Here is a 23629-nt window from a genome sequence, read left to right as displayed (position 1 = left end):
GGAGGGAAAACCATGGGTGTCAATGCCTCGCGTCTTTTCGGCCTGGCCGCCCTGATCGCAGCCGTTGCCGGTACCTGGCTGCTCAGCCTGGCCGGCCTGCTGCGCCTTCCCGACGGGCTGCTCTACGACCAGCTGGTGCGGCTGGCCCCCTCTGCCGGAGGCCGGCCGGGGGTGCTGCTCATCGAGGGGCACCCCTCCCAGCAACTGGAAGAGGGGGCCTGGCTGGCCCTGGTGGAGAACCTCGAGGGGCTCGGGGCGAGCCGCATCGCCTTCAGCTTTTTCCCGGATAAGGTCACCGAGCAGTTTTATCAGCGTCTTGAGGCGAAGCCCGGGCTGCTCTTCGGTCGGCCCCTGCCTGCCGGCGGGGCCGCGGAGCCGGCCCCGTTGCCCGAAGCGGCACAGGGGCGAAATCTGCAAGTAGGCCTGGTGGCCCAGCCTCCTTCCCGACACGGGGTCCACCGGCTGCAGCCGGGCGCCTATCGGGTCGGCGCCGAACAGGTTCCGTCCTTGGTTGCCCTGGCGGCCGGCCGGCCGGCCGCCGAACCCTTCCTGGTCAACTGCAACGGCGGCGGGGAAAGGCTGCCGCGGGTCTCTCTGGAGCGGGCCCTGCAAGGGGGGCTGGTCGCGGATCTGGTGCGCGGCCGGGTGGTGCTGATCGGCTTGACCGATCCGGCGACCGGGCCGTTTCTGCACATCCCGGGCAAGCCCGCGGCTGAAACCGTTTCGCTGCTGCATTTCCAGGGGCTGGCGGTGGAGTCGCTGCTGGGCGCCGGACCGATCGCCACCACCGGAGCGGCTGGCCGCCTGATCTGGATCGCGGTCATCGCCCTGCTGGCCCTGTTCGTCTACCAGGGCGTCAGGGTGCGCTTCGCCGCCCTGTTCACCGCGGCCGCCCTGGCCGCCTACTGCGCCCTGGCCTGGGGGCTGCTCGGCTACGCCCGGTACTGGCCGCCGCTGGCCGAGGCGGCCACCATCCAGGGGCTGATGTTCCTGCTGCTGTTCACCCGCAAGTCCGAGCTGGAAACCGCGGCCCTGCGCGACGCCCTTTACGGCACTTCGCTGACCCTGCAGCAGCGGGTGTTCCCTTCGAACATCTTGCAGTCCCAGGACTACTGGTCCCAGGTTGCGGTCATGGTCAACCAGATCCTCGACCTGAACCGCCTGATCTTTCTCGAGCGGGTCGCCGGCAACCACCGGGTACGGGAGGTGCGGGCGATCCACTGTTCGCTGGAGGACATCCGGGAACAGCGCCGGGATTTCCAGCGGCACCCTTACAGTTCCGCCATCGACAAGGGGAGCCCCCTGCTGCTGCCGAGGGATTTTCTCGCCCCCGGCTCGGTGGCCGAGGAGCAGTACCTGGTGGCCCTGACCTTCGCCGGCGAGGTCCAGGGGTTCTGGGCCTTTGGGGTGGAGCCGGCCAAGAAGAGCGCTCTGCCCCTGTTTGACGAGGCGGTTCAAGCCTTCGGCGAGCAGATCGGCGAACTGCTCTACCACCGCCAGCAGTGGCTGGAACGCAGCAAGGCCGAAAAGAGCCTGTTCTCCCGCTACCTGAGGCTCGAGGGGGGCGACCGGGCCTACCTGGAACTGAAAAAGGGCATCACCCTGCTGGAGCGGCGTCTGAACCGGCTCGAGGATCTGTTCCGGGGGCTGGAAACGGCGACGATCCTCTACGATCTGTTCGGGAGGGTTCTGCAGGTCAACCGGGAGATGACCGAACTGATGGAAGCCGCCGGCCTCGCTCCCTTTGAAATGACCGCCCTCGATTTTACCGTCGCGGTAACCGGCCAGGATCCGGCGAGCACCCGCCGGGTTTTGGAGCGGATCATTCTGGAAAGCGGTGAAGCGACCCTGCCCGCCGAGCTGCCCGGTCACCCCCAGCGCCGCTTCCTGCTGAAAATCCGACCACTGAAAATCCAAGAATCGCCCGGGGGAGAAGAGAATTTCCCGTTCAGCCTGCAGGGGATTCTTTCCGAGCTGGTGGATGTCACCGACCTGGCGAATATCTGGCAGGTGAAAAAAGGGCTCATCAAGGGGGTCCACGACCGCCTCGGTGAGCAGCTGCTGGGGGTCGAAGAAGCTCTGGGGAGGCTGGAAAAATCCACGGACCAGGCCGAGCGCGAAGGATCCCTGCAGGCTCTGCGCCTGTCGGTGACGGAAGCCGGTTCCTCCCTGCTGCAGGTTCAGCAGGTTCTCCAGACCAGCGAGGATGTGGAAATTGTCCGCCACTCTCCCGTCGATGTCCGCCGGGCCCTGCAAGAAGCTGCCAAGCGGCTGGGGGAGACGGCCGAGCGCAGGAACATCGGCTTCAGCTTCGACCTGCCGGACCCGCTGCTGCCCATCTTTGTTCCCGCCGAGGAGTTTGCGGAGGTGCTGAACGGAATCCTCGGCTTTCTGATCGGGGATGCCGTCGAAAACAGCGAGCTGCGCATCCGTTTTGCCGTCGAAGGGCACTACCAGCGGCTGAGCTTGGTCAACACCGGGTTCGGCCTGCCCGCGGAGCGTTTCCGGGCCTGCCTGTTCGGCGATGAAACGCTGAGCGGCAAGGAGTTCCAGCGGCTGCGCCGCGCGGTCCGCCTGGTGAGGCTCTGGGGCGGGCAGGTGGAGGGCAGCAGCGAGGTGGGCGTGGGGACCAGGGTGGACCTGCGCCTGCAGGGTTTTATCTGATCTGTCGGATACGGGATAGCCGGATTTGGACATTTTCCCTTTGAACATATTCCCCATCGGCAGCCTCGCCAGCTCGGTTGTGACCACGGTCTGGCTCGGGGTTCTGGTGGTGACCTTCTTCAACCTCCGGCTCGGCTGGGTGCTCTCCGGGCTGGTCGTCCCGGGCTACCTGGTGCCGCTGCTGATCCTCAAGCCCTGGGCGGCTGCGGTGGTGCTCGGTGAGGGCCTGGTGACCTACCTGATGGTCTGGCTGGTCAGCGAGGTCCTTTCCCGGCGCGGCTGGTGGAGCCCCTTTTTCGGCCGCGACCGGTTTTTTGCCCTGATCCTGTTCAGCATCCTGGTGCGCATCCTTTGCGACCTGGTGCTGCTGCCGATGCTGGGCGAGGCCCTCAACCGGCACTTCGGCCTGCAGTTCGACTACCGCTACCACCTGCACAGTTTCGGCCTGATCATCGTCGCCCTGATCGCCAACCAGTTCTGGAAGCCCGGCCTGCGCCGCGGCCTGCTCCCCTTCGCGACGATTCTCGGCCTGACCTACGTGCTGGTCCGCTTCGGGCTGATGGAGTGGACCAATTTCACCATCAGCACCCTGGGCTACCTCTACGAGGATGTGGCCTTTTCCATCCTGGCCAGCCCCAAGTCCTACATCATCCTGCTGACCGCCGCCTTCATCGCCTCGCGCATGAACCTCTATTACGGGTGGGATTTCAACGGGATCCTGATCCCCTCGCTGCTCGCCCTGCAGTGGTACCAACCGCTCAAGATCCTCACCTCCTTCGCCGAGGCGGCGGTCATCCTGGTGCTGGCGGCCCTGGTGCTGCGCACCCCCCTGTACCGCCGGGCTTCGGTGGAAGGGGCGCGCAAACTGAGGCTGTTTTTCAACATCGGCTTCGTTTACAAGATGGCCCTTGGCTACCTGCTGCTGTGGCTGGCGCCCGAGGTGAAGGTGACGGACTATTACGGCTTCGGTTACCTGCTGCCGACGCTGATGGCGGTGCGGATGCACGACAAGGAGATTGTCCTGAGGCTGACCCGCGCGACCCTGCAGACCTCCCTGGTGGCGGTGGCGGCGGCCAGCCTGGCGGGGTTTTGCCTGACCCTGCTGCCGGCTTTCTGGGGGCCCCGGGCGAGCAGCGTCTCGGTGGCGGCGCCGCCGCTGGTAAAGCTCGAAAACGAGCGTCTGAGCGAGGTGCTGAAGGGCGAAAAAGTGGCACTCTACCAGGCTCGCAGCCAGCCGCCGGTGGCGCCTCTGCCCCGGGAGATCGACCTGTTTTCCGCCGGAGTCGATCGCCTGCTGGCCTACGGGCAGGGGAGGGATCCTGCGCAGCTGGATGAGGCGCGGCGCCTGTTGGCCGGGGCCAATTACCAGATCCAGGAGATCGAGGGGCGTCTGCTGCTGCGCGAAACCGAACCCCGCCGGGGCTGGGGGGTCTACGTCCTCAACCTGGCGGCTCCCGGAGCCCTCACCATCGAGGTGCCCGCGCCCCTTGCCGAGTGGGGATCGCTGGAGGGGGCCGCGGGCCTGTTTGCGGCCCTGAATGCCCGGGCGCTGGCCGTGGCTGGCCCGAGTCGCCCTGCGGCCTCGGGGGCCGACGCCCTGGCGGCCAGCCAAGGCCTGTTCCAGGCCTTTCACCGTCAGGTTGGGCGAGAGAACGCTCTGCAGGTCAGGGGCTACACGGCGGCCAGCATCCGCGCCCTCAGCGGGGTGCGCGCCGGCGACGATGTGGTGGAGCCTCCCGAGCCGCAGACCGGCCTCTGGGTCAAGTCGGAGCTCCCCCCGGGGCTTGACCTGGCGCGGCTCGAGAGGCTGGTCGGCGGTTACGGCATCCATTGGGGCGAACCGCCCCTGGTCAATCCGCAGCGTCTGGTTTCGCGGACCGGTTTCGCCGAACTGCTGATCGACCGCAAGGGGATGCGCAGGCTGCGCTTCGCTGCCGCCGTGCCCGAGCGGGATCTGCGTGTCACCGAGCAGCATCAGCGCATTGACGGCTACCTTCAGGACTGGCTGCTGGGGGGCAAGGAGAAAATCGCCCCGCGCGGCAGCGACGCTTACCTGCCGCCGCGTCCCGAAGAGCTGCTTTATCTCGACGAGGAGGTGCTCGCCCCTCTGCTGCGCCTGGCAGTCTCGGGCCGGGATTTCAAGGCCTGGAGCGAAGCGGACCGGGAAGAGCTCCGCAGTCTGGCCGACGCGGCGGCGGCCATGGGCTACCAGCTGGTCCAGTATCACCACCTCGGCACCGGCCAGGACTACCTGATCCTGGCCGAGGACGAGGCCGCCGCGCCCCAGCGCTTCTGGGGGACCTATGTGCTGCGCCTTGGACCGGCGCAGGGGTTTGCGGTGCAGAATCCCCGGCCGCTCTACGAGCTGAACAGCTTCGAGTACGCTGTCTCGCTGTTCGAAGAACTGCAGGCCCGCGCCCTGCTGGTCGGCGGCACCCATCCCCGCGCCAATTTTGACGGCAGTTCCGACCTGGTGCAGGAGCGCAACAAGCAGAGCCTGTTCAGCCTGTTCAACCAGGCGCTGCTGCGGATCAGCGCAGATCAGCCCCTGCTGGCGGTACAGGTCAGGGCCTTCGGCTTCCGCCCCGGGCAGCCGCAGCTCCCGGCCGATGTCCTGCTGGCTCCGGCCAGCGGCGCCAGCCAGGCTGATTTGCTGGCCCCGCTGGAACGAAAACTCTGGGAGAACCTGCGCCTGGAAGAGCTCGATGTCGCCCTGGTCGATGGTTCGGCCGCGACGGCCGGCTACGAGGTGGGCGGCAATCTGCAGTATCTGCAGCTGGCGATGGCGCGCAACAAGGAGTTCGCTCTGCTCTGGCTCTCACCGCTGGCCCGGGCCGGTTATCGTCAGCAGGACGAAAATCGCTGGCAGGCCGGTCAGTTCTCCGCTCTGGGGATTCCCACCCGCGAGGCCGACCTGCCGCGGCTGCTGCAGCAAAGTCGCTGGGCGGAAGGGGGCGGGGTGCCGCCGGAACTGCGCCGTTTACTGGGCGCATACCTTGCCAACCAGGACATCATCAGTCTGCAGCGGGTGGCGCGGGACTGGCCGTCACTGCGCTTGGAGCGGGTCATCGGGCTTAACTCGCGGCAGGCCTTCCTGCTCGTCCATGACGCGGGCGGGCGAATCCTGCTGGTGGCCAACCTGGCTCCGCGGAACCTGGAGCGCGGCTTTGTCCTCGACAAGCCCGAAGAGGCCGCGGCGACCATCGCCAGTTTCATCCAGACCCGGGCCGCCTGGCTCGAGCCGGGAGGTGGGCGATGAGATTGCTGGGGCGCCTGCTGCTTTTCGGGATCCTGATGGCGCTGTCGCTGTGGGGCGGCCGCGCTCTCTGGCTGAAAATCTCCGCCGGACTTCCCCAGCCCAGAGCCGCGGCGGACGCGCAGGTGCGCACCCTGTACCGCCTGGAACCCCGGGATTGGACCGAGTTCTCCCTGCCGGGCGGCAGCGGGCTGCTGCGGCTGGTCAGCAACGCCGAACTCGACCCGGGCAGCGAGAGCGCTGGTCTGGAAGGGGTCGCCTACAGCCTCGACTACCAGGTGCTCGCCGCCGATGGCCGGGTGCTGGCCGAACATACCTACCACCAGCGTTCGCGGCTGGTGCGCCTGCTCGATCCGCAGACCGGGGAGCCGACGGCGCCGCTCTACTACCCGGACAGCGCCCTGCTCCCGGCCGAGGGGCGCATCGCCCTGATCGGGCTGCAGGGCCTCGAAGGGGCAGCCGCCCTGCGGGTCCGCCCCGGGCCGGCCGATCCGGCAGTGGCCGGCGTCGGTCTGCGGGTCTATGCCCTGGAACAGGCCGCCGAACACAAGCTCGGCTTTCTCTGGCAGCGGCTCAGCCAAGCGCAGAAGCAGTCCCTGGCGAGGGGGAGCGTCTATCCCCCGGAGCTTCTGCTGGCCGAGGAAAAGCTCAACCTGCTGCGCCAGGGCTGGCGGCCCCTGGGGCCGGCCGGGGTGGCCGGCCAGGACTACCATCCGCAGCTTATCTACCTGCGGCAGGGGGCCGAGGGCGAGCAGTTCGAGGAGGTAGTGCTCCCCCAGGGCCTGGTGGTCGACACCGGCCGCCGCGGGGTCATCGCCTTGCCCGAGGATGCCAAACATTTGCAGCTCCAGCTTCGGCCGCTGGTGCCCGGGGCTAAAGGGGAAGGGCCGGTCCGGCTGCGCTGGTTCGGCCGCGGCCCCGACCAACGTCGTCAGTTCGCTGTCCCCTGGCCGGCAGAACCCGGGGTTTTCGAAGCCGACCTGGGCGGCGGCCTGCTCGAGGTGGAGTCGCCGTCGCCGCTGGCGGTTCGCGCCTTTCTGCGGGAGCCGGATCTGCTGCGGGAGGTGACCCCCGAACCGCTCTACCACCGCAGCTACCTGGTCGATTCCGGCCAGCCGGTGGCTTACCGCGTCAGTCATGACCGCGCGGCCGCGACCCCCTTCCGGGTCGACCTGCGCCTGGCCCTGCCGCTGGCGGAGCCTTGGAGCGTTCAGCAGGCGCCGGTGGTCGGCTATCGTCTGCTCGATGCCAAAGGCGAGACCCTGACCAGGGGCGATATCCCGCTGGCCCCGATCCCCTCTCTCTACGACAGCCCGGCTGGTCTCGGCGAGGGCGGTTCGCTTTCCGAACCCCTGCGCAGCTATTTCCGGCTGGGGCCCGAGGTGGCCGAGATTCGCTTCGAGGCGCCGGCTCCGGCGCTGGTCAGCGCCTATACCCGGCCGCCGGGGCTGGCCCGGGAGCTGCGAATCCCCGAGGATTACTTCGCCCCCTCGGCGGGCGAGGAGCGCCAGCCCGCCTGGTTCGGGCTGCGCCCCGAAGATCACGAGGGACTGGAGAGGGCCGGCCGCTCGCTGCTGCTCACCGTTCAGCACCGGCCCCCCGAGGAGCGTCCCGAACTGCTGGAAGGCCGCTACCTGTGGGAGGATTTTCACCCCGAGGGCGACTGGCTGGCCCGCAGGCTGCTGGTGCCGGCGGAGCCCGGGTCCCTGCAGCGCGACGCGGCCCTGCCTGCCACCTTCCGGCCGCTGCACGCCGGGCGGGAAACCCGCCTGAGTTTCCGTTCGCCTTACCGGCGGCCGACTGTGGAGCCGACCCTGCTGTTCCTGCGCAGCTCGGACCGCCCGCTGCCCTTCGCTCTCTACGTCGACGGCCTGCTGCACCAGCAGGGGGTTCTGGCGGGTCGCGAAGGCGAGCTGCGGCTGGCACCGGTGGCCGCCGGGGTGCACCGGCTGCGGCTTGAGGTCGCGGAGCCGGGCCGCTACCTGGTGAATTTCGCCGACGGCGCCGGAGCGGCCTTCCGCCGCCGTCTCGCCAACCGCATCGGCCGCGAGCCGCTGAGCTTTACCATCGAACGGGGCGGGGCCGAAGAGACCCTCTCGGTGCGTTTCTTTGCCCCGGCCGGCCAGGTCGGCCGGACCCGGCTGCGGGTGACCCTCGAAGGGCGCGGGAAGGGGGCTTCCACCCCGACGGCCGACTGGACTTTCGGCCTGCGGCGCTTCGATCTGCTCCCCCCGTCCGGAGAGGCCGTGCCGGTCCTCGCCTCCGGCGGCGAGTCGGTCGACCAGGGGCAGGCCTTTTTCATCCCGCTGGGCAGAGACCTGCCCCCCGGGCCGCTGCGGGTCAGGATCTCCCTCGAAGACGGGGCCCCGGGCTACCTGCTGCTGTCGCGCCTGACCCCGGGAGACCATGCCGAGCGTGCCCTGCTGCGGGAACGGGACTGGGTGAGGGAGGCCGGCGATGATTAGGCGGCGGAGCGGGATTTTTCTGCTGGCGCTTCTGCTGCTGGCCGCCGCGGCGGCGGCGGCCAGCGAGCCGGCGGAACTGCTGGCCGAGGCCCGCCGCGGCGGAGCCTACCGGCTTCCCGAGCGTTCGGCCGTGGAGCGCGCGCAGCTCCTTTTCGAAAGGACGCTGGGCGGGGAGTCGGGGCCCGCCCTGGTTGCCGCCTGGGCCGAGGAGGGGTTCGAAATGCTGGCCCTGGACCGGCCGGGGCAGCGGCTGCTGGCACTCAGGGAGCTGCCAGGGCGCAAGAGCGGGCGCGGTTTTTATCTGCTGCGGCCCGCTGCGGCCTGCCGCCTCGCCTGGCAGGCGCCGCACAGTTTCCGGGATCTCGACACCGGAGATCTGGCCCTGGCCCTGATGCTTGAAGGCGAAGCGGCTGCGGCCGCCTGGAACACCGTCCCCCGGGATCAGGTCCTGGCCGCCGGGCGCCAGCAGAGCGACCTGGCGCACCAGCGGCAGAGCATACTGGCCGCCTTTTCGAGGGCCTTTGCCAGGGTCTACCCGGACGGCCGGCTGGTGCAGCTGCACGGCTTTGCCGCCGAGAACCGCCGGACCGAGGCCGCCGGGCAGGCGGCGCTGATCCTCAGCGCCGGCCACCGCTACCCTGGACCCGGGCTGCGTACGGCCAGGTCCTGCCTCGGCCAAAGGCTGGATGATCCGGTGCGGCTGTTTCCCGATGAGGTCCGCGAACTGGGCGGCACCGGCAACAGCATCGGGGCGGTGCTGCGCGAGGCGGGGTTTGCCGGCTTCGTGCACGCCGAACTGGCGCTCCAGCTGCGCCGCCGCCTGGGCACGAATCCCGCCGCCCGCAACGATTTCCAGGCCTGTTTCTGCACGGGAGGACCATGAACGGCCGCCGTATCACACCTTTGATGCTGGTTCTTGTCCTGCTGCTTTGCGCACCCGGGGTGGTGTCGGCCGCACCCGACCGGGTGCAGGAGCGGCTGCTGGAGCAGTTCGCCCTGCCCCTGCGCTGGGATAATGTCGAAGGGGCCGAGTTCTGGGTCGAGGGGGCCTCGCCGGCCTACGCAAAGGCCAGCGGTTGGCACCTGGTGACCCTGGAGCCCGGCGCCGAGGTCCGGGTACGGCTGCCCGAAGGGGAGCAGCTGCGCGTGGTGCGGCCCGTCGGGGAACTGGCCCCGACAGATCTCGAGGCCTTTGTCTCCAACGGCTCGGGGCTGTTTGCCGCCCAGGCGCTGCAGGGTTCGACCGATGGGCGCTCGCTGCTGCTCACCCCCGATCCGGGGGGGCCGGCGGTGGTGCGCCTGGCGCGGCCCGCGGCCAGCCGCGAGGCGCTCGAGGTGGCGCTGTTCGTTTCGCGGCGTGAACCGCTGGGCGAAATCGCCCCCTACCGTCGCCTGCGCTCCCTGCCGGGGGAGCCGGCCCGACTGCGCACCAGGCACCAGGCTGCAGCGATGGATTTCTGGTGGCTGGCTCCGGAAAAGCCCCTGGAGGTTGAGCTGCAGGGGCCGGCGCGCCTGGCGGTGGAGCACCGCCTCGCCTATCCCCGGGGCGAAAGCGAACAGCGCCTCGGCTACCGGCTGAGCGCCCGCTTCGATGACGGCTCGACCCAGGTGCTGGAGGTCGCCGCCACCGCCGAGACCAGCGAGCCGCTCTGGCTCGACGGCCGCCAGGCGACCCTCGGCCGGCGCGAAGTCGGCTATTTCGAGATCCCCGCCGGGCGCCGGACCCTGCGCCTCGATGCCACCGCCCCGCTCTACCTGCGGCTGCTCGAGCAGGACGCCCCCGACTACCTGCTGCCGGCCCTCAACGCCCCGGCGCCCGGCGCGGCCGAAGTGCGCGCCGAACCCCTGCCCGAGCCGCTGCGCCGGGCCTGGACCCAGCTGGCGGACGGCGATATCCGCGGCCTCGAACAGGCGTCGCCCCAGCGCGGCGATTTGCTGGAGCGGCTGGCCCTGCGCACGGCGCGGGACAACCGTCGCCGCGAAGGCGGCCTGAGCGGCGCCGGGCTGCTGGAGCGGGCCGCGCCCCGGCGCCCTGACCATCCGGAGCTGGGGACCGCCGCCGACCGCCTGCTGGGCAGCCACAGCTTTTTCCGCGACCTGCTCCCGGCCAGCCGCAGCCAGGGCGGATCGCAGCAGTTCGCCTGGGTGGTGGTGCGCTCCCTGCGCGACCCCGGAGAGCGCCGCGGCGAGGGGGTGCTCGGCGAGCAGCACCTGGAGGCCGGACTCGACCAGCTGGTGGGCGGCTTCTTCGTGCCGGTGCCCCGGCGCGGCGCCGCCGAGAGGGCCACTCTGCAGCGCACCCCGGAGAACCGGCTGGAAATCGCGCTGCCCGGCGATCTGCTGTTCGACACCGACCGCGCCGAGCTGCGCCCCGAGGTCCGCGAGGCGCTGACCGAGCTGGCGAACTATCTCAAAAACCGCACCCGGGGCGAAATCCGCGTCACCGGGCACACCGACAGTCGCGCCCCCGAGGCCTACAACCAGGACCTTTCCGAACGCCGCGCCGCCAGCGTCGCCCTGTTCCTGACGCGGCAGGGGCTCAGCCCGAGCCGCCTGCGGATTGCCGGCAAGGGCGAGAGCGAACCGCGGGCGGGCAACGACAGCGCTGAGGGGATGCAGTTGAACCGGCGGGTCGAGATCGATTTCGAAGTCGCCGCGCCCGCCCCGGTGCCGCAGGCCGATCCGGCGCAGCTCTATCTGCTGCCGCCCCGCGAGGCGGCGGGCGCTCTGCGGCTGCTCGCCTTCCGCCGGGGGGAGCCTGCCCGCAGCGCCTTCTGGCTGCAGCTGGATGACCAGCCGCCGATACGGTTCGAGCTGGATACCCGGACCGGACTCCCCGAAACCGAGTTTCACCGCTCGACCGCCGAAACGGCCCTCGAAGTGCTGGCGGTGCGGCATGCGGGGATCGATGCCGGCACCCTCGGCGGACCCTTTGCGGTGCGCCGCGAGCCGGCTCCCCGGCCGGCGGCGGCAAGCTGGCAGCTGCCGCTGGCCGCCGGCAGCTCCCGGGTGCGCGTCTGGCGCGAGGAGGCGGAAGCGGACGAGGTGTTTCTGGCTCTCCAGTACCGGGCCGCCAAGCCCTACCAACTCGCCGAAGCAGGGTTTCTGGAAATGCTCCGGCGCACCCACCCCGAGCCTCTGCTGCAGCGCCTCGGCCGCCTGCTCCAGGGGGGCGCCGCCTGGGAAGCGCTTCCCCCTGCCGGGGCCGAACTCGACAATCATCTGCTGCCCCTGGTGCGCTGGCTGCAGGGGCGGGCCCGCGGCTTTGCCGCCGGACTCTCTCCGCCTGCGGCCGGCGCGGCGGTGCCGCTTGACGAAGCGCAGCGGCAGCAGCTGCGCCTCGAAGCCCAGGCGGCCGAAAGGTCAGGGCAGTGGCTGCCCGCCCTGGAGCAGTGGAGCCGACTGGTGCAGGGGCTGCCCGCTACGGCCGCGGCCGAGCGCCGCGAGGCCCATCTGCAGCAGGTCGAAGCCCTTGGTGCGCTGGGCGAGGGGTATCTCGCCGAGCGCCGGCTGCGCGCCCTGCTGCTGCATGACGGCGACCCGCAGCTGCGCCAGGAGGCCTTCGCCCGCCTCGAGAGGGAGTACCGGCGCAATGGGGATAGCGCCGGTCTGCAGGCGCTGCTGGCCCACGCCATCGTCACGGCGCCCGAGCCCGGGCGGCTTGGCGAGCTGGCCGCGACCCTGGCCGATGCGGGCGAGTACCCCCTGGCCCTGGCCGCCGGGCTGGCCGCCGGGCTGGCCGCCGGCGGGGAGCAGGTGTCGTCGACCCTGCTGCGGGCCTGCTTCCAGCTCTCCTGGTGGCGCTCCTTCGAACAGCTGCTCGGAGAGCTGTCGGAAGATCAGCGACACTACTGGCAGGCCCTGCGCGAATTGGAGATGGGCGAGTATGCCGCCGCCCGCGGGCATCTGCGGCAGGCCGGCGCCCCCGGCCGGGAGCTCGAGCGGCGGCTGCTGGACGGCCTGGCCATCCACGGCCGGCTGCGCTCGGCGGACCCCGTGGTGCGCGAAGCGGCGCTGCTCGACTGGGAACTCTGGCAGGAGCAGCAGCCCGGGCCCTTCACCTGGCGCGAGGCCGGGGGGCTGGTGGCCGACTATCCCGGCGCGGCGACCCTCTATGCCATCGATACCGACCGCTATTTCCGCGCCTATCGCAGCGCTCCGGGGCAACCGGTGCGGCTGCGTCTGGCCGGTCCGCTGCGGCTGCGCATCGAGGCCCGCCCGCTGCACCCGGCAGGGGGCACGATCCCCTTCGACGGCTGGCTGCGCCTGCGCGATGCCGAAGGCCTGCAGCTGCTGCCGATCAGCAACAATCTCCCCTCACCGGGGTTGGCCGTCGCCGGGGAGCCGGATCAGGCCGCCGGCGTTCTGGCCGAGGGGGAGTTCGCCTTCGGCCCCGGCGTCCACGAGGTGGAGGTGGCCAGCGAGGAAGGGCCGGTGCTGGTGCGCTTCTTCGCCCGGCGCCCGGAGATTCCGCTGCCGGTGCTGCCGCCGCTGACCCCGGCGACGCTGTTGGCCGCCGCAGCCGGCTGGCCGCCCCAGGCCGACTCTCTGGCCGATCCGCAGCAGGTGTTCGCCGCGGCACGGCTGCTGTCCGAACGCCTGCAGGCCCGGCGCCAAGAGCGCCCGGCGCAGCCGCCCGCGGCGGCCAGGGCTCTGGCCGAAGCGCGTATCGATGACGCATTGACCCTGAGCGAAGGCGGGCAGGGGGAGCAGGCCCTGGTGCGCCGCCTGACCCTGCTGCTGTGGCTTGCCGAGCGCAGCCCCCAGCGGCGCGGCGAGGCCCTGGCCAAGGCCGAGGCGCTGGTGCAGGGGGCGCCCCGCAGCCCCGAGATCGCCTCCCTGCTGGCGCGCCTGGGCAGGGACAGTCGCTGGGAGCCGGTGACCACCGTCAGCGCCAGCGCCGGCCTGCGCTACCTGCCCCTGGCCGGCTGGCAGCCGGAAAGCCCCCATCTGCGGGTCCGCCGGGCGTTGCTGGCCCCCCTTGACGAGGGGGAGCAGCTGGTCTACGGCGGCAGCAGCCTGGTGGTGGGGATGCTCAACCTGCAGCCGGGCCGGGTGCGCCTGGAGCTGGCCGCCGAAGAGGCGGCGCTGCACCCGCTGGCCCCCCTGGTTGCCGAAGTGGGTCTCGATGACCAGATTCCCCGCCGCCTGACCCTGGATGCCGGCAAGCCGACCGAGGTACTCGACCTGCAGGTTCCTGCCGGACGCCATGGACTGCGGGTCGCCGTCGAGGCCCCCCTGGCCAACCAGTACCTGAGGGTGCGGGTTCTGGAAGAGCAGGCGGGGCACTACCGGCCCCTGCTCCAGCAGCTGGAGCGCCCCTGGCAGGTGGCGACCGCCGCCGAGCCGCTCAGGCTGCTGGTGCCCGGGCCCGCCTGGCTGCGTATCGACGAACTGCAGCAGGGCCAGCAGCTGGTCTCCTATCGCTACGTTGATGCCGGCTGGCAGGAGCTGGTTCTGGTCCCCGGGGCCGGGGAGCGCGAACGGCTGCTGCGTATCCATCAGAGACTGTCCGCCGGGGAAGCACCTTCCGAGGAGGGCCGGCCGCCTCTGGTCACCGCCGTTCCCCTGCCCGGGCCCCTGCTGCGCCTCGAGGCTGCCGGGAAGCCGCCGACGGTGCATTTTTTCGACGCCTACCCGCTGGGAGGTCAGGAGGACGGTACCTGGAGCCGCTACCTCAGCCTGGTGCGCCGCCGCAACGTGCAGGAGGACGTGGATCTCTCCGGAAACCCGGAGCAGTTCGCCGAGTTCGGCGCCACCCACCGCTATTACGCGCCCCAGCGGCGAACCTGGTTCAAGACCGATTTTCTCGCCCGGCTGCGTGAGGAGGGGGGGCCGACCCTCGGCCTGCGCGAGCGCATCGTCCACCGGCCCGAGGCGCTGCCGGTCACCCTGCGGTTCGACGGCAGCGCCTTTCTGCAGCGCCCCGGCGGCATTCCCCTCGATCCCACCGGCGGCGGCCGGACCGACTGGGCCTTGGGCCTGCGCGGCGCTATCAGCCAGCGGCGGGAAATCACCCCCAAAACCCACCACCTGCCCGAGCTGTTCCTGTTCGTCCGCTACCTGAGCCGCGACCGCTCCCCGGGCCGGGAGCGGGACCGCGAGCGGCTTGACCAGGACGTTTTCACCCCCTACAAGGCCGATCACCGCTGGGGCTGGGGGCTGGGGGAAACCCTGGTGCATCAGCCCTGGCTCGATACCCGCTGGTATGCCGGCTTCACCCTGACCTCCAACGAAGACCTCAACCCCCTGCGGCCCGACCATCTGCGCTACCGCCTGGGTTGGCAGCAGCTGCTGGGGGACTTCGACCTGGAGGCGGGCTACGCCGCCAGCTGGTATTTCGACGACGGCGACCGCGCGGCCAACTTCACCCGCGACCAGCTGTTTCTGGAGCTGGGCTGGGACTGGTGGTTCTACCGCCAGCATCGCCTGGAACTCCGGCTGCGCCTGACCCGGGATCTCGACCGCAGCGAGAGCCTGGGGATGCTGTCGCTGCTCTGGCATGGCGGCAACGGTCGCGGCTATCGGGATTTCTGGCCCGGCGAGGTCGACTTTTCCGGCCTGCGCGAGCGGCGGGCCGCCACTTGGAAGAACAACAGGATCGACGATGCGCAAGGCGACTGAACAAGCTGTAGGCGAACTGCTCGCAGAAGGCCTGACGCAGCTCTGGCAGAGGGTCGAGGCGGCCCGGCTGAAGCGGTTGGCCGAGGGCTTTGCGGCCCGCCCTGCCCAGGGGGCCGAGGCCGGGCAGAGGCGGCCGGGGGCCGAGGCGCCCGCCGGGGAGAGCCTGGCCCGGCAGCTGGTTCGCTACCTCCTGCAGGGCCTCGAACAGGAACTGGACCGCCGGCAGCAGCTGGAGCGCCGGCATCTGGAGTTCGTCAAGCGCCTCGGCGCTGCGGCCACCGAGGCCGAACGGGGCCATCACGTGCTGGAGTATGCCCGGGATCTCGGTTCGCGGGGCGGCCGGCTGCGCGGCGACCGCCGCGCCCTCGACCGCTGGTTCGGCCCCGATGCGGTGACCGACCGCTACCAGCGCCGGCTCGCCGAGAGCGAGCGGCAGCTGGCCTTTCTGCTCGACCGGATCGGCGCGGTCAGCGCGCGGCTGCTGGCCAAGGAAGGGGAGAGCGCGGGATTTGCCGCCCTCTGGCGGCGGCTGGAGCTGGAGAAAACCGTCAAGCCGCTGCTCACCCACGAGGGGGACGGGCGGGTCTGCATCGCCGCGTTCCGCTGCCTCTCCCGCGCCCTGCGGGCCCTGCCGAGGGCCGATCAGCAGGGGGCGCTTTCCGAGGGGGTGCTGCAGTACATCTTCCGGTTCGCCATGGAGGCGCGCCAGCAGGTCTGGCTGCAGGCCGAGGCCCTGGAGCTGCTGCAAAGCCTCGACCCGGGGGCCCTGGCCCGCGCGCTGGAAAAGCGCCTGAACCGGCCGCTGGCCGGCAACGACCTGTTCGTGCGCCGCCGGGCCGTGGAGCTGCTCGGCCGCAACCTGTCCTTGCTGGAGGAGTTGCTGCCGCTGGTTGAAACGGCGGCCCGCGATCCCAGCCCCTTTGTCCGCCAGGCGCTGCCGGCGGCGCTGCGCCAGGCGCCTGCCGAGGCGGTGCAGCGCTGGCTGCCGCAGCTGGCCTTTGCCGACGAAGTTCCGCAGGTGCGGGGGGCGGCGCTGCTGGCGGGCCTGACGCTGCTCGAGCGGCTCGACCTTGAGGAGCTGGTACGCCAAACCCTGGCCGCGGCCCTGGAGCGCGAGCAGGATCCCTTTGTGCTGCGGGTCGCCTGCCGGGTGGCGGCACAGGCCATGGAACGGCTCATCGCCGCCGACCGGCACATGGCGGCCGACGCCTGGCGTGACCGGCTGGTTCCGGTCCTGCAGACCCTGCACGTCCAGGCGCAGTACCTGCCGGCGCGGCGCTGGGCGGCCCAGGCGCTGGAAACGATCTGGTGCCTCGCCGACCCGGCGGCCAGCCGGCTGCGGGAAGCGCTGGCGGGCCGCCTGCAGCGTCTTCGGCCGGGGCGCCGGGGCGGCCTTCCCCGGCGCCTGACGGAGGGCGTCGATGCCGAAACCCTCGGGCGGGTTCTGGCCCTATTGGCCCAGGAGGACTACGGCCTCGATCTGGAGCCCGGCGCTCTGCGGCAGAAGCTGACCCGCGGCCACCGCTTCGGCTTCCGCCTCTGGCGGACGCTCATCGAGCTGGCCCGTCCCTCCTCGGACAAGCGCGAATCCTTTCCCCATACCGTCGGCCGGATTTTCCGCGGCCGGCTGCGGGCCCCTTCGGCGATCCTGGCCGAGCTGGCCGAAACCAAGGTGCCCGGCGAACCCCTGTACATCGGCGAAGAGGGGGGCTGGCGCCCCTATCTGCCGCTGGTCGACGAGGTGCTTTCGGCCCTCGACCAGGGGTGGCTTGGCGGGCCGGTACGGCTGTTTACCGCCGAAGGGGTGACGGAGATCCACCCGCCCCGCTCCCCCCTGCGGCGGCTGCGGGCCAGGGCCACCCTGACCCGGGATTTTCGGCGCTACGCGCGGCTGCGCAATTGGCAGGCGGGGAGCGCCGAGCCCCCCGACGCCTACCTGAAGGCCCTGGGGTGCCTCGGCTACCGGTTCAGCTTTGCGCCCCACGGCGGAACCGCCGCACCCCGCCCGGTCGATCCGGCGGTGAGCCGCTTCTTTCCGGCCCTGCTGCCGTTTTTCGACGAAAGCCTCTGGGGGCGGCTGAAGAGTTATTTCTTCTCGCTCTACGAGAACACGCTCTCGGACCTGGTGCTGTTCGCCGGCATCGGCACGACCCTGTTCCTCGGCCGGCAGTGGTGGCTTGAGCGGGCCCTGCGCCGTGCCCGCCGGGCACTGCCGCTGGTCATCGGCGGCTGGGGGACTCGCGGCAAATCGGGGACCGAGCGGCTCAAGGCGGCCCTGTTCAATGCCCTGGGCCACGCCGTGGTGGCCAAGACCACCGGCTGCGAGGCGATGTTCCTGCACGGGCTCCCCTTCGGCCCGGCGCGGGAGATGTTCCTGTTCAGGCCCTACGACAAGGCGACCATCTGGGAGCAGCACAACGTGGTGCGCCTGGCCAGGCGCCTGGGGACCGAGGTGTTTCTCTACGAATGCATGGCCCTCACCCCGGCCTACGTGCGCATCGTGCGGCGCTGGATGCGCGACGACCTCTCCACCATCACCAACACCTACCCCGATCATGAGGACCTGCAGGGGCCGGCCGGCATCAACATCCCCGAGGTGATGTGCGATTTCATCCCCGAGAACGGGGTGCTGTGCACCAGCGAGGAGCAGATGCTGCCGGTGCTGCGCCAGGCCGCAGCGCTTCGCGGCACCCGGGTGCACAGCGTCGGCTGGCTGGAGGCCGGCCTGCTGACCCCGGATGTGCTGGAACGCTTCCCCTACCAGGAGCACCCCCACAACATCGCGCTGGTCCTGTCGCTTGCCGCGGAGCTGGGGATCCCGGCGGATTTCGCCATCAAGGAGATGGCCGACCGGGTCTTGCCCGATCTCGGCGTGCTGAAGAGCTTTCCCGCGGCGCGGCTGCAGGGGCGCCGCCTCGAGTTTGTCAACGGCATGTCGGCCAACGAACGCTTCGCGACGCTCTCCAACTGGCGGCGGACCGGTTTCGACCGGCACGCGCTCGATGCCGACCCGGAGGTCTGGGTCACCACCCTGGTCAACAACCGCGGGGACCGGGTTCCCCGCTCCCAGGTATTCGCCGGGCTGCTGGCCAGCGAGCTGAGCGCCGACCGGCATGTGCTGATCGGCACCAATCTGAGCGGCCTGCTCGGCTACATCCGGCGGGCCTGGCGCGAGCGGCTCGCAGCCTGGACCCTGTGGCCGGAGGAAGGCGGGGCGGACGCCGGGGAGATTTTCCGGCAGGCCGCCCGCTGGCTGCGCGTGCCCCACGACGACGCGCAGGTGCGCGGCCGGCTGCGGGCTATGCTCGAGGGGCTCGGCATGACCGCAGAAGCGCCGGCGGAACTCTGGCCGGATGCCGCGGCGGCCAAACTTTGGCTGCAGCAGGCAGGAGCCGGTGAAGGGGCCGGGGAGGTCGCCCGCCAGCTGGTTGAAGATCAGCAGCGGCTCGAGCAGTATCGCCAGTTCGCGCGGCGCCTGGAGGACCCGGGCGCCGACCGGGCCGACCTCGACGCCGGGGCTCGAGCCCTGCTGAGTGCCTGGTTCGAGGCCAAGCTGGTGGTGATCGAGGATCCTCACGCCTCGGGCGACCAGATCATCCAGCGCATCTGTGCGGCAACCCCCCCGGGGCTGCTGGGGCGGATCATGGGGCTGCAGAACATCAAGGGGACCGGGTTGGGTTTTGTCTACGCCTGGCAGGCCTGGGAGCGCTGCCATCAGGCCTGCACCCTGCTGCAGAGCCAGGAGGCCGCAAAGGCCGAGTCGGGCCTGCGCCAGCTGGCCGCCTTTCAGGATTTCAACCTGCTCTGTGCCGAGCGGGTGCGCGAGGCCATCGCCCGGGTGCGGCCGAGCCCGGTTGCCCAGCGCGAGCTTTTCCAGGCTGAGCTGGAAGTGATCGCTGCCCGCTTGGAGGACCGCCTGCACGAGCTGACCAGCCGCCTGCATTTTACCGCCGCCACCGGCCTGCTGATCCGGGGGGTGGAGGCGCTGGAGGCCTTTCTCGATGCCGGCGACGCGGTGCGGCGCCGGCGCCAGGCCGACCGCATCTATCGGGATTTGGGGCGGGAGCGCATCAGCCATGCCCGGGCCGCCATCGAGCTTCAGGCCCTTAACCAGCGTCAGAAGGGAGGCTGGCTGCTGGGGCAGGTGCATTCGCTCAAGGCCAGGCTGGGGCTGGGCCTGCCTGCCGGGGAACCGGCCTCGCGGGGTGATTCGGCGACCCCCTGAGAGCCCTGGGCGGCTTTGATCCCGCTGGACATTCGTCAAGCGTTTATGTATGTTTTCAAAACCACAGACCCCGCCTGCAAGGGGTCTGCGAGCCAAGCTGCCAGCGGAGGAACGATTGGATAACCCCCAGGATAAGAGCGAACTCCAGATCCCCGAAATTCTCCCCCTGCTCCCGGTACGGGACGTTGTCATCTTCCCCTACATGATTATCCCCCTGTTCGTCGGGCGCGAGAAGTCGATCGCCGCCGTCGATGCCGCCCTGGCCAAGGATCGGCTGATCTTCCTGGCCACCCAGAAGGAGATGGCCCAGGAGGAACCCGAGCCCGAGGACATCTACCGGGTCGGTACGGTGGCGATGATCATGCGCATGCTCAAGCTTCCCGACGGCCGGGTCAAGGTGCTGGTGCAGGGACTGGCCAAGGGGCGGCTGCTCGATTTCGTCGCCACCGAGCCCTACTTCAGCGCCCGGGTCGAGCGCAGCCTCGAGCCGCGGGTGACCGAGCTGAGCCTGGAGACCGAGGCGCTGATGCGCACGGTGCGCGACCAGCTGGCGCAGCTCATGAACATGGGCCGCTCCTTCCCCCCGGAAGTGCTGGTGGTGCTGGAGAACATCGAAGACCCCGGGAGCCTCGCCGATCTGGTTTCCAGCAACATCGGCCTCAAGGTCAGCCAGGCCCAGGAGCTGATCGAGGTGCTCGAGCCCCTCGAACGGCTGCGCCGGGTCAAGGACATCCTCGCCAAGGAGCTGGAGCTGATGGCGGTGCAGAACCGCATCCAGAGCCAGGCCAAGGAGGAGATGGGCAAGACCCAGCGCGAGTATTTCCTGCGCGAGCAGTTGCGGGCCATCCAGTCGGAGCTCGGCGAGACCGACATGCGCGCCGAAGAGGTCGCCGAGCTGCGCCAGAAGCTCGAGGAGGCGGGGTTGCCCGAGGAGGCCCAGGCCGAGGCCGAGAAACAGCTGCGGCGCCTGGAAACCATGCACCCCGAGGCCGCCGAGTACTCCATGCTGCGCACCTTTCTCGACTGGCTGGTGGAGCTGCCCTGGAGCAAGGCGACCCGCGACAACCTCGACCTGAAAAAAGCCCGCAAGGTGCTTGACGAGGATCATTTCAACCTCGAGAAGGTCAAGGAACGCATCCTCGAGTTTCTCGCCGTGCGCAAGCTCAAAAAAGAGCTCAAGGGTCCGGTGCTCTGCTTTGTCGGCCCGCCGGGGGTGGGCAAGACCAGCCTCGGCAAGTCCATCGCCCGCGCCTTGGGGCGCAAGTTCGTGCGCATCTCGCTGGGCGGGGTGCGGGACGAGGCGGAGATCCGCGGCCACCGCCGCACCTACGTCGGCGCCCTGCCGGGGCGCATCATCCAGGGGATCAAGCAGGCCGGCACCAACAACCCGGTATTCATGCTCGACGAGCTCGACAAGATCGGCGCCGATTTCCGCGGCGACCCCTCGGCGGCCCTTCTCGAGCTGCTCGATCCCGAGCAGAACCACGCCTTTTCCGACCACTACATCAACCTCCCCTTCGATCTGTCCAACGTGCTGTTCATCGCCACGGCCAACGTCATGGACCCGGTCCCCTCGGCCCTCAAGGACCGCCTGGAGGTGATCCGCCTGTCGGGCTACAGCACCGAGGAGAAGCTCTCCATCGCCGAGCGCTACCTGATCCCCCGCCAGCGCGAGGCCAACGGCCTCAAGCAGAAGGACGTGCGCTTCTCGCGCAACGCGCTGCTCAAGCTGATCACCGAGTACACCGCCGAGGCCGGGCTGCGCAACCTGGAGCGCGAGCTGGGCAGCGTCTGCCGCAAGGTGGCGCGGCGCTTTGCCGAGGGCAAGAAAAAGCCGGTGCAGGTCACCGAGACCGCGGTGCACCGGTTTCTGGGCCCGCCGCGTTTTCTCCCCGAAGAGGAGCGCAGCGAGAGCGAAGCCGGGGTGGCCACCGGGCTGGCCTGGACCGAGGTGGGCGGCGAGATCCTGTTCGTCGAAGTCAACACCATGAAGGGCAAGGGGAGCCTCACCCTCACCGGGCACCTGGGAGACGTGATGAAGGAGAGCGCCCAGGCCGCGCTCTCCTACGCCCGGGCCAACGCCGCCGAGCTGGGGATCGACCCCGAGTTCTTCGAGAAGCACGACCTCCATGTGCACGTGCCCGCCGGGGCCATCCCCAAGGACGGGCCGAGCGCCGGGGTGACCATGGCCACGGCGCTGATCTCCGCGCTCTCCGGGCGCAAAGTGAACAACGCGGTGGCCATGACCGGCGAAATCACCCTGCGCGGCAAGGTGCTGCCCATCGGCGGCCTCAAGGAGAAGGTGCTGGCCGCGGTACGCCACCACATCACCACCATCATCATTCCCCACCGCAACGAGAAGGATATCGAGGAGATCCCCGCACACCTGCGCAAGAAGGTGCGCTTCGTTCTCGCCCGGACCATGGACGAGGTGTTGCAGGCAGCCCTGGAAGGGCAGGCATGAAGCTCTCCGAGCTTGGCGAGTTCGGCTTTATCCGGCGGCTGCGCCAGCAGGTGAGCGACGGGCCCGGGGTGCGCCTGGGCATCGGCGACGATTGCGCCGCCCTGGAGCTGCCCCCCGGCGAGCTGCTGCTGACCACCACCGACCTGCTCATCGAGCAGGTGCACTTCCGCCGCGACTGGACCGATCCGCGCAGCCTGGGGCGCAAGAGCGTCGCGGTCAACATCAGCGACATCGCCGCCATGGGCGGGACGCCCCGCCACCTGTTCCTCGGACTGGGGATCCCGGCCGCCACCGAAGCCGAGGAACTCGAGGCGTTCATGGCCGGGTTCATCGAGGCGGCCGCCGAGTACGGCGCCGCCCTGGTCGGCGGCGACACCTGCCGCTCGGCGGGGCCGCTGCTGATCTCGGTCACCGCCCAGGGGAGCGTCCCTGCCGAGGAGCTGGTCCGCCGCGGCGGGGCCCGCCCCGGAGACGCCATCTACGTCTCCGGCACCCTCGGCGACAGCGCCCTGGCGCTCGACCGGCTGCTCGCCGGCGCCGAGCCCGATCCCTGGCTGGCGCGGCGCCACCACGACCCCACCGCCCGCAGCGGCCTGGGGCGCGCCCTGGCGGCGGCCCGGCTGCCCTCGGCGATGATCGACCTTTCCGACGGCCTGCTGGCCGACCTCGGACACGTTCTCGAGGCCTCGGGGGTCGGCGCCCGTGTTGAACTGGGCCTGGTGCCGCTCTCGCCGGCATTTCGCGCGGCGCTCGCGGCCGCGCCCGGCCTGGTCGAACTGGCGCTGGCCGGCGGCGAGGACTATGAGCTGTTGTTTACCCTGGATCCCCGCCACGAACCCCAGCTGCAGCGGCTTGCCGCCGAGGTCGGGGTTCCGCTGACCCGGGTAGGGCGGATCGTTTCCCCGGAAGAAGGCTTGCAGATCCTCGATCTGCAGGGGCACCCCTATCGGCCGACGCGGCTGGGCTTCAACCACTTTCAGCCGGGCGCCTGAGCCGGGTTGCGGGGAATTTTGGCCCGGGATCGGAATTTTGGATCGATGTTTGCTTGTTTGCACTCCGGAGGGTGTATTTGACCGAGCAGGGGTCGGACAAAGAACGTCTCGCCCCTTTCGTGGGGAGTGAGTTTCCCGACGAGGAATTTGCCGAGGTTCGCCGGATTCTGCTCGACAAGCTCGGTTTTGACCTGGGGATGTACAAGGACCGCTGCATCCGTCGCCGGGTCGCCAAGCGGGTGCGTGCCCTGGGGCTGGATGACGCCGCCGCCTACCTCGCCGTTCTGCGCAGCCGGGAGTCCGAGGTCGATGCGCTGATGACGGCACTGACCATCCACGTCTCCCAGTTCTTTCGCAACCCGGCGACCTTTGCCGCCCTGGAGGCCGAGGTTCTGCCCCGGCTGTTCGCCCGGGCACGCCAGCAGGGACGCCGGGAGCTTCTGCTCTGGAGCGTCGGCTGCTCCAGCGGCGAGGAACCCTATTCGCTGGCCCTGCTGGTCAGCGAACTGGCGCCGCGGGATGTCCGCGTCGCGATCCTCGGCACCGACCTCAGCCCGGCGATCCTCGAGCGGGCCGGCAGCGGGGTTTTCGATCCGCAGCGGATGACCGAACTGCCCGCCGCGTTGCGCGACAAATACTTTACCCGGGAGGGGCGCTTCTTCCGCCTCGATGAGCGCATCCGCACCATGGTCCAGTTCCGGCAGCACAACGTGCTGACTGCCGGCGATTATCCCTCGGCCGACCTGATCCTGTGCCGGAACGTGCTGATCTATTTCTCCCGCCAGGAGCAGGACAGAATCCTTGCCGGCTTCGCCGCGGCGCTTCCCGCGGACGGCTTCCTGGTGCTCGGGCGGGCCGAATCCATGCTCGGCGAGACCCGTCAGCTGTTTTCGGTGGAAAACCCCGAGGAGCGGATTTACCGGCGACGCTGAGGCAGGC

Annotated in this window: 9 protein-coding genes; all 9 read left to right on the top strand. The window is 70.2% G+C overall.

Annotated features, from left to right (window positions below; all coding sequences use genetic code 11):
- The first annotated feature begins 12 nt into the window (after positions 1–12).
- The 9 genes from DESUT3_RS19955 to DESUT3_RS19915 all read left to right on the top strand — a co-directional run bounded on the left by DESUT3_RS19955 (position 13) and on the right by DESUT3_RS19915 (position 23622).
- Positions 13–2664, top strand: a complete 2652-nt coding sequence (locus tag DESUT3_RS19955) for a CHASE2 domain-containing protein (RefSeq protein WP_221250249.1) — start codon at positions 13–15, stop codon at positions 2662–2664.
- A 25-nt stretch (positions 2665–2689) separates the two neighbouring features.
- Positions 2690–5923: a poly-gamma-glutamate biosynthesis protein PgsC/CapC gene (locus DESUT3_RS19950; protein ID WP_221250248.1), complete on the top strand. Its 3234-nt coding sequence runs from the start codon at positions 2690–2692 to the stop codon at positions 5921–5923.
- Positions 5920–8385, top strand: coding sequence for a hypothetical protein (locus DESUT3_RS19945; RefSeq protein ID WP_221250247.1), 2466 nt, complete (start codon positions 5920–5922; stop codon positions 8383–8385). Before DESUT3_RS19950 ends, DESUT3_RS19945 begins: the two co-directional genes overlap by 4 nt.
- Positions 8378–9268, top strand: a complete 891-nt coding sequence (locus tag DESUT3_RS19940; RefSeq protein WP_221250246.1) for a hypothetical protein — start codon at positions 8378–8380, stop codon at positions 9266–9268. Before DESUT3_RS19945 ends, DESUT3_RS19940 begins: the two co-directional genes overlap by 8 nt.
- A complete protein-coding gene (locus DESUT3_RS19935; protein WP_221250245.1) occupies positions 9265–15009 on the top strand; it encodes an OmpA family protein in 5745 nt (1914 codons plus the stop codon). Before DESUT3_RS19940 ends, DESUT3_RS19935 begins: the two co-directional genes overlap by 4 nt.
- Positions 14993–19234 (top strand): hypothetical protein, encoded by a 4242-nt coding sequence (locus DESUT3_RS19930; RefSeq protein WP_221250244.1) that lies wholly within the window; start codon positions 14993–14995, stop codon positions 19232–19234. The genes DESUT3_RS19935 and DESUT3_RS19930 overlap by 17 nt, the downstream gene beginning before the upstream one ends.
- Positions 19235–19349: 115 nt before the next feature.
- Entirely contained in the window at positions 19350–21698 is a 2349-nt protein-coding gene (gene lon / locus DESUT3_RS19925) for an endopeptidase La (RefSeq protein ID WP_225911572.1), read from the top strand.
- On the top strand, positions 21695–22690 hold the full coding sequence (gene thiL, locus DESUT3_RS19920; protein WP_221250242.1) for a thiamine-phosphate kinase: 996 nt from the start codon (positions 21695–21697) through the stop codon (positions 22688–22690). Before lon ends, thiL begins: the two co-directional genes overlap by 4 nt.
- A gap of 77 nt (positions 22691–22767) precedes the next feature.
- Positions 22768–23622: a CheR family methyltransferase gene (locus DESUT3_RS19915; RefSeq protein ID WP_221250241.1), complete on the top strand. Its 855-nt coding sequence runs from the start codon at positions 22768–22770 to the stop codon at positions 23620–23622.
- Positions 23623–23629 lie beyond the last annotated feature (7 nt).

Origin of the sequence: Desulfuromonas versatilis, assembly GCF_019704135.1 — a bacterium.
GTDB lineage: Bacteria > Desulfobacterota > Desulfuromonadia > Desulfuromonadales > NIT-T3 > Desulfuromonas_A > Desulfuromonas_A versatilis.
The sequence above is the reverse complement of the archived record's forward strand: the minus strand, read 5'-3'. Positions and strand labels throughout refer to the sequence as shown.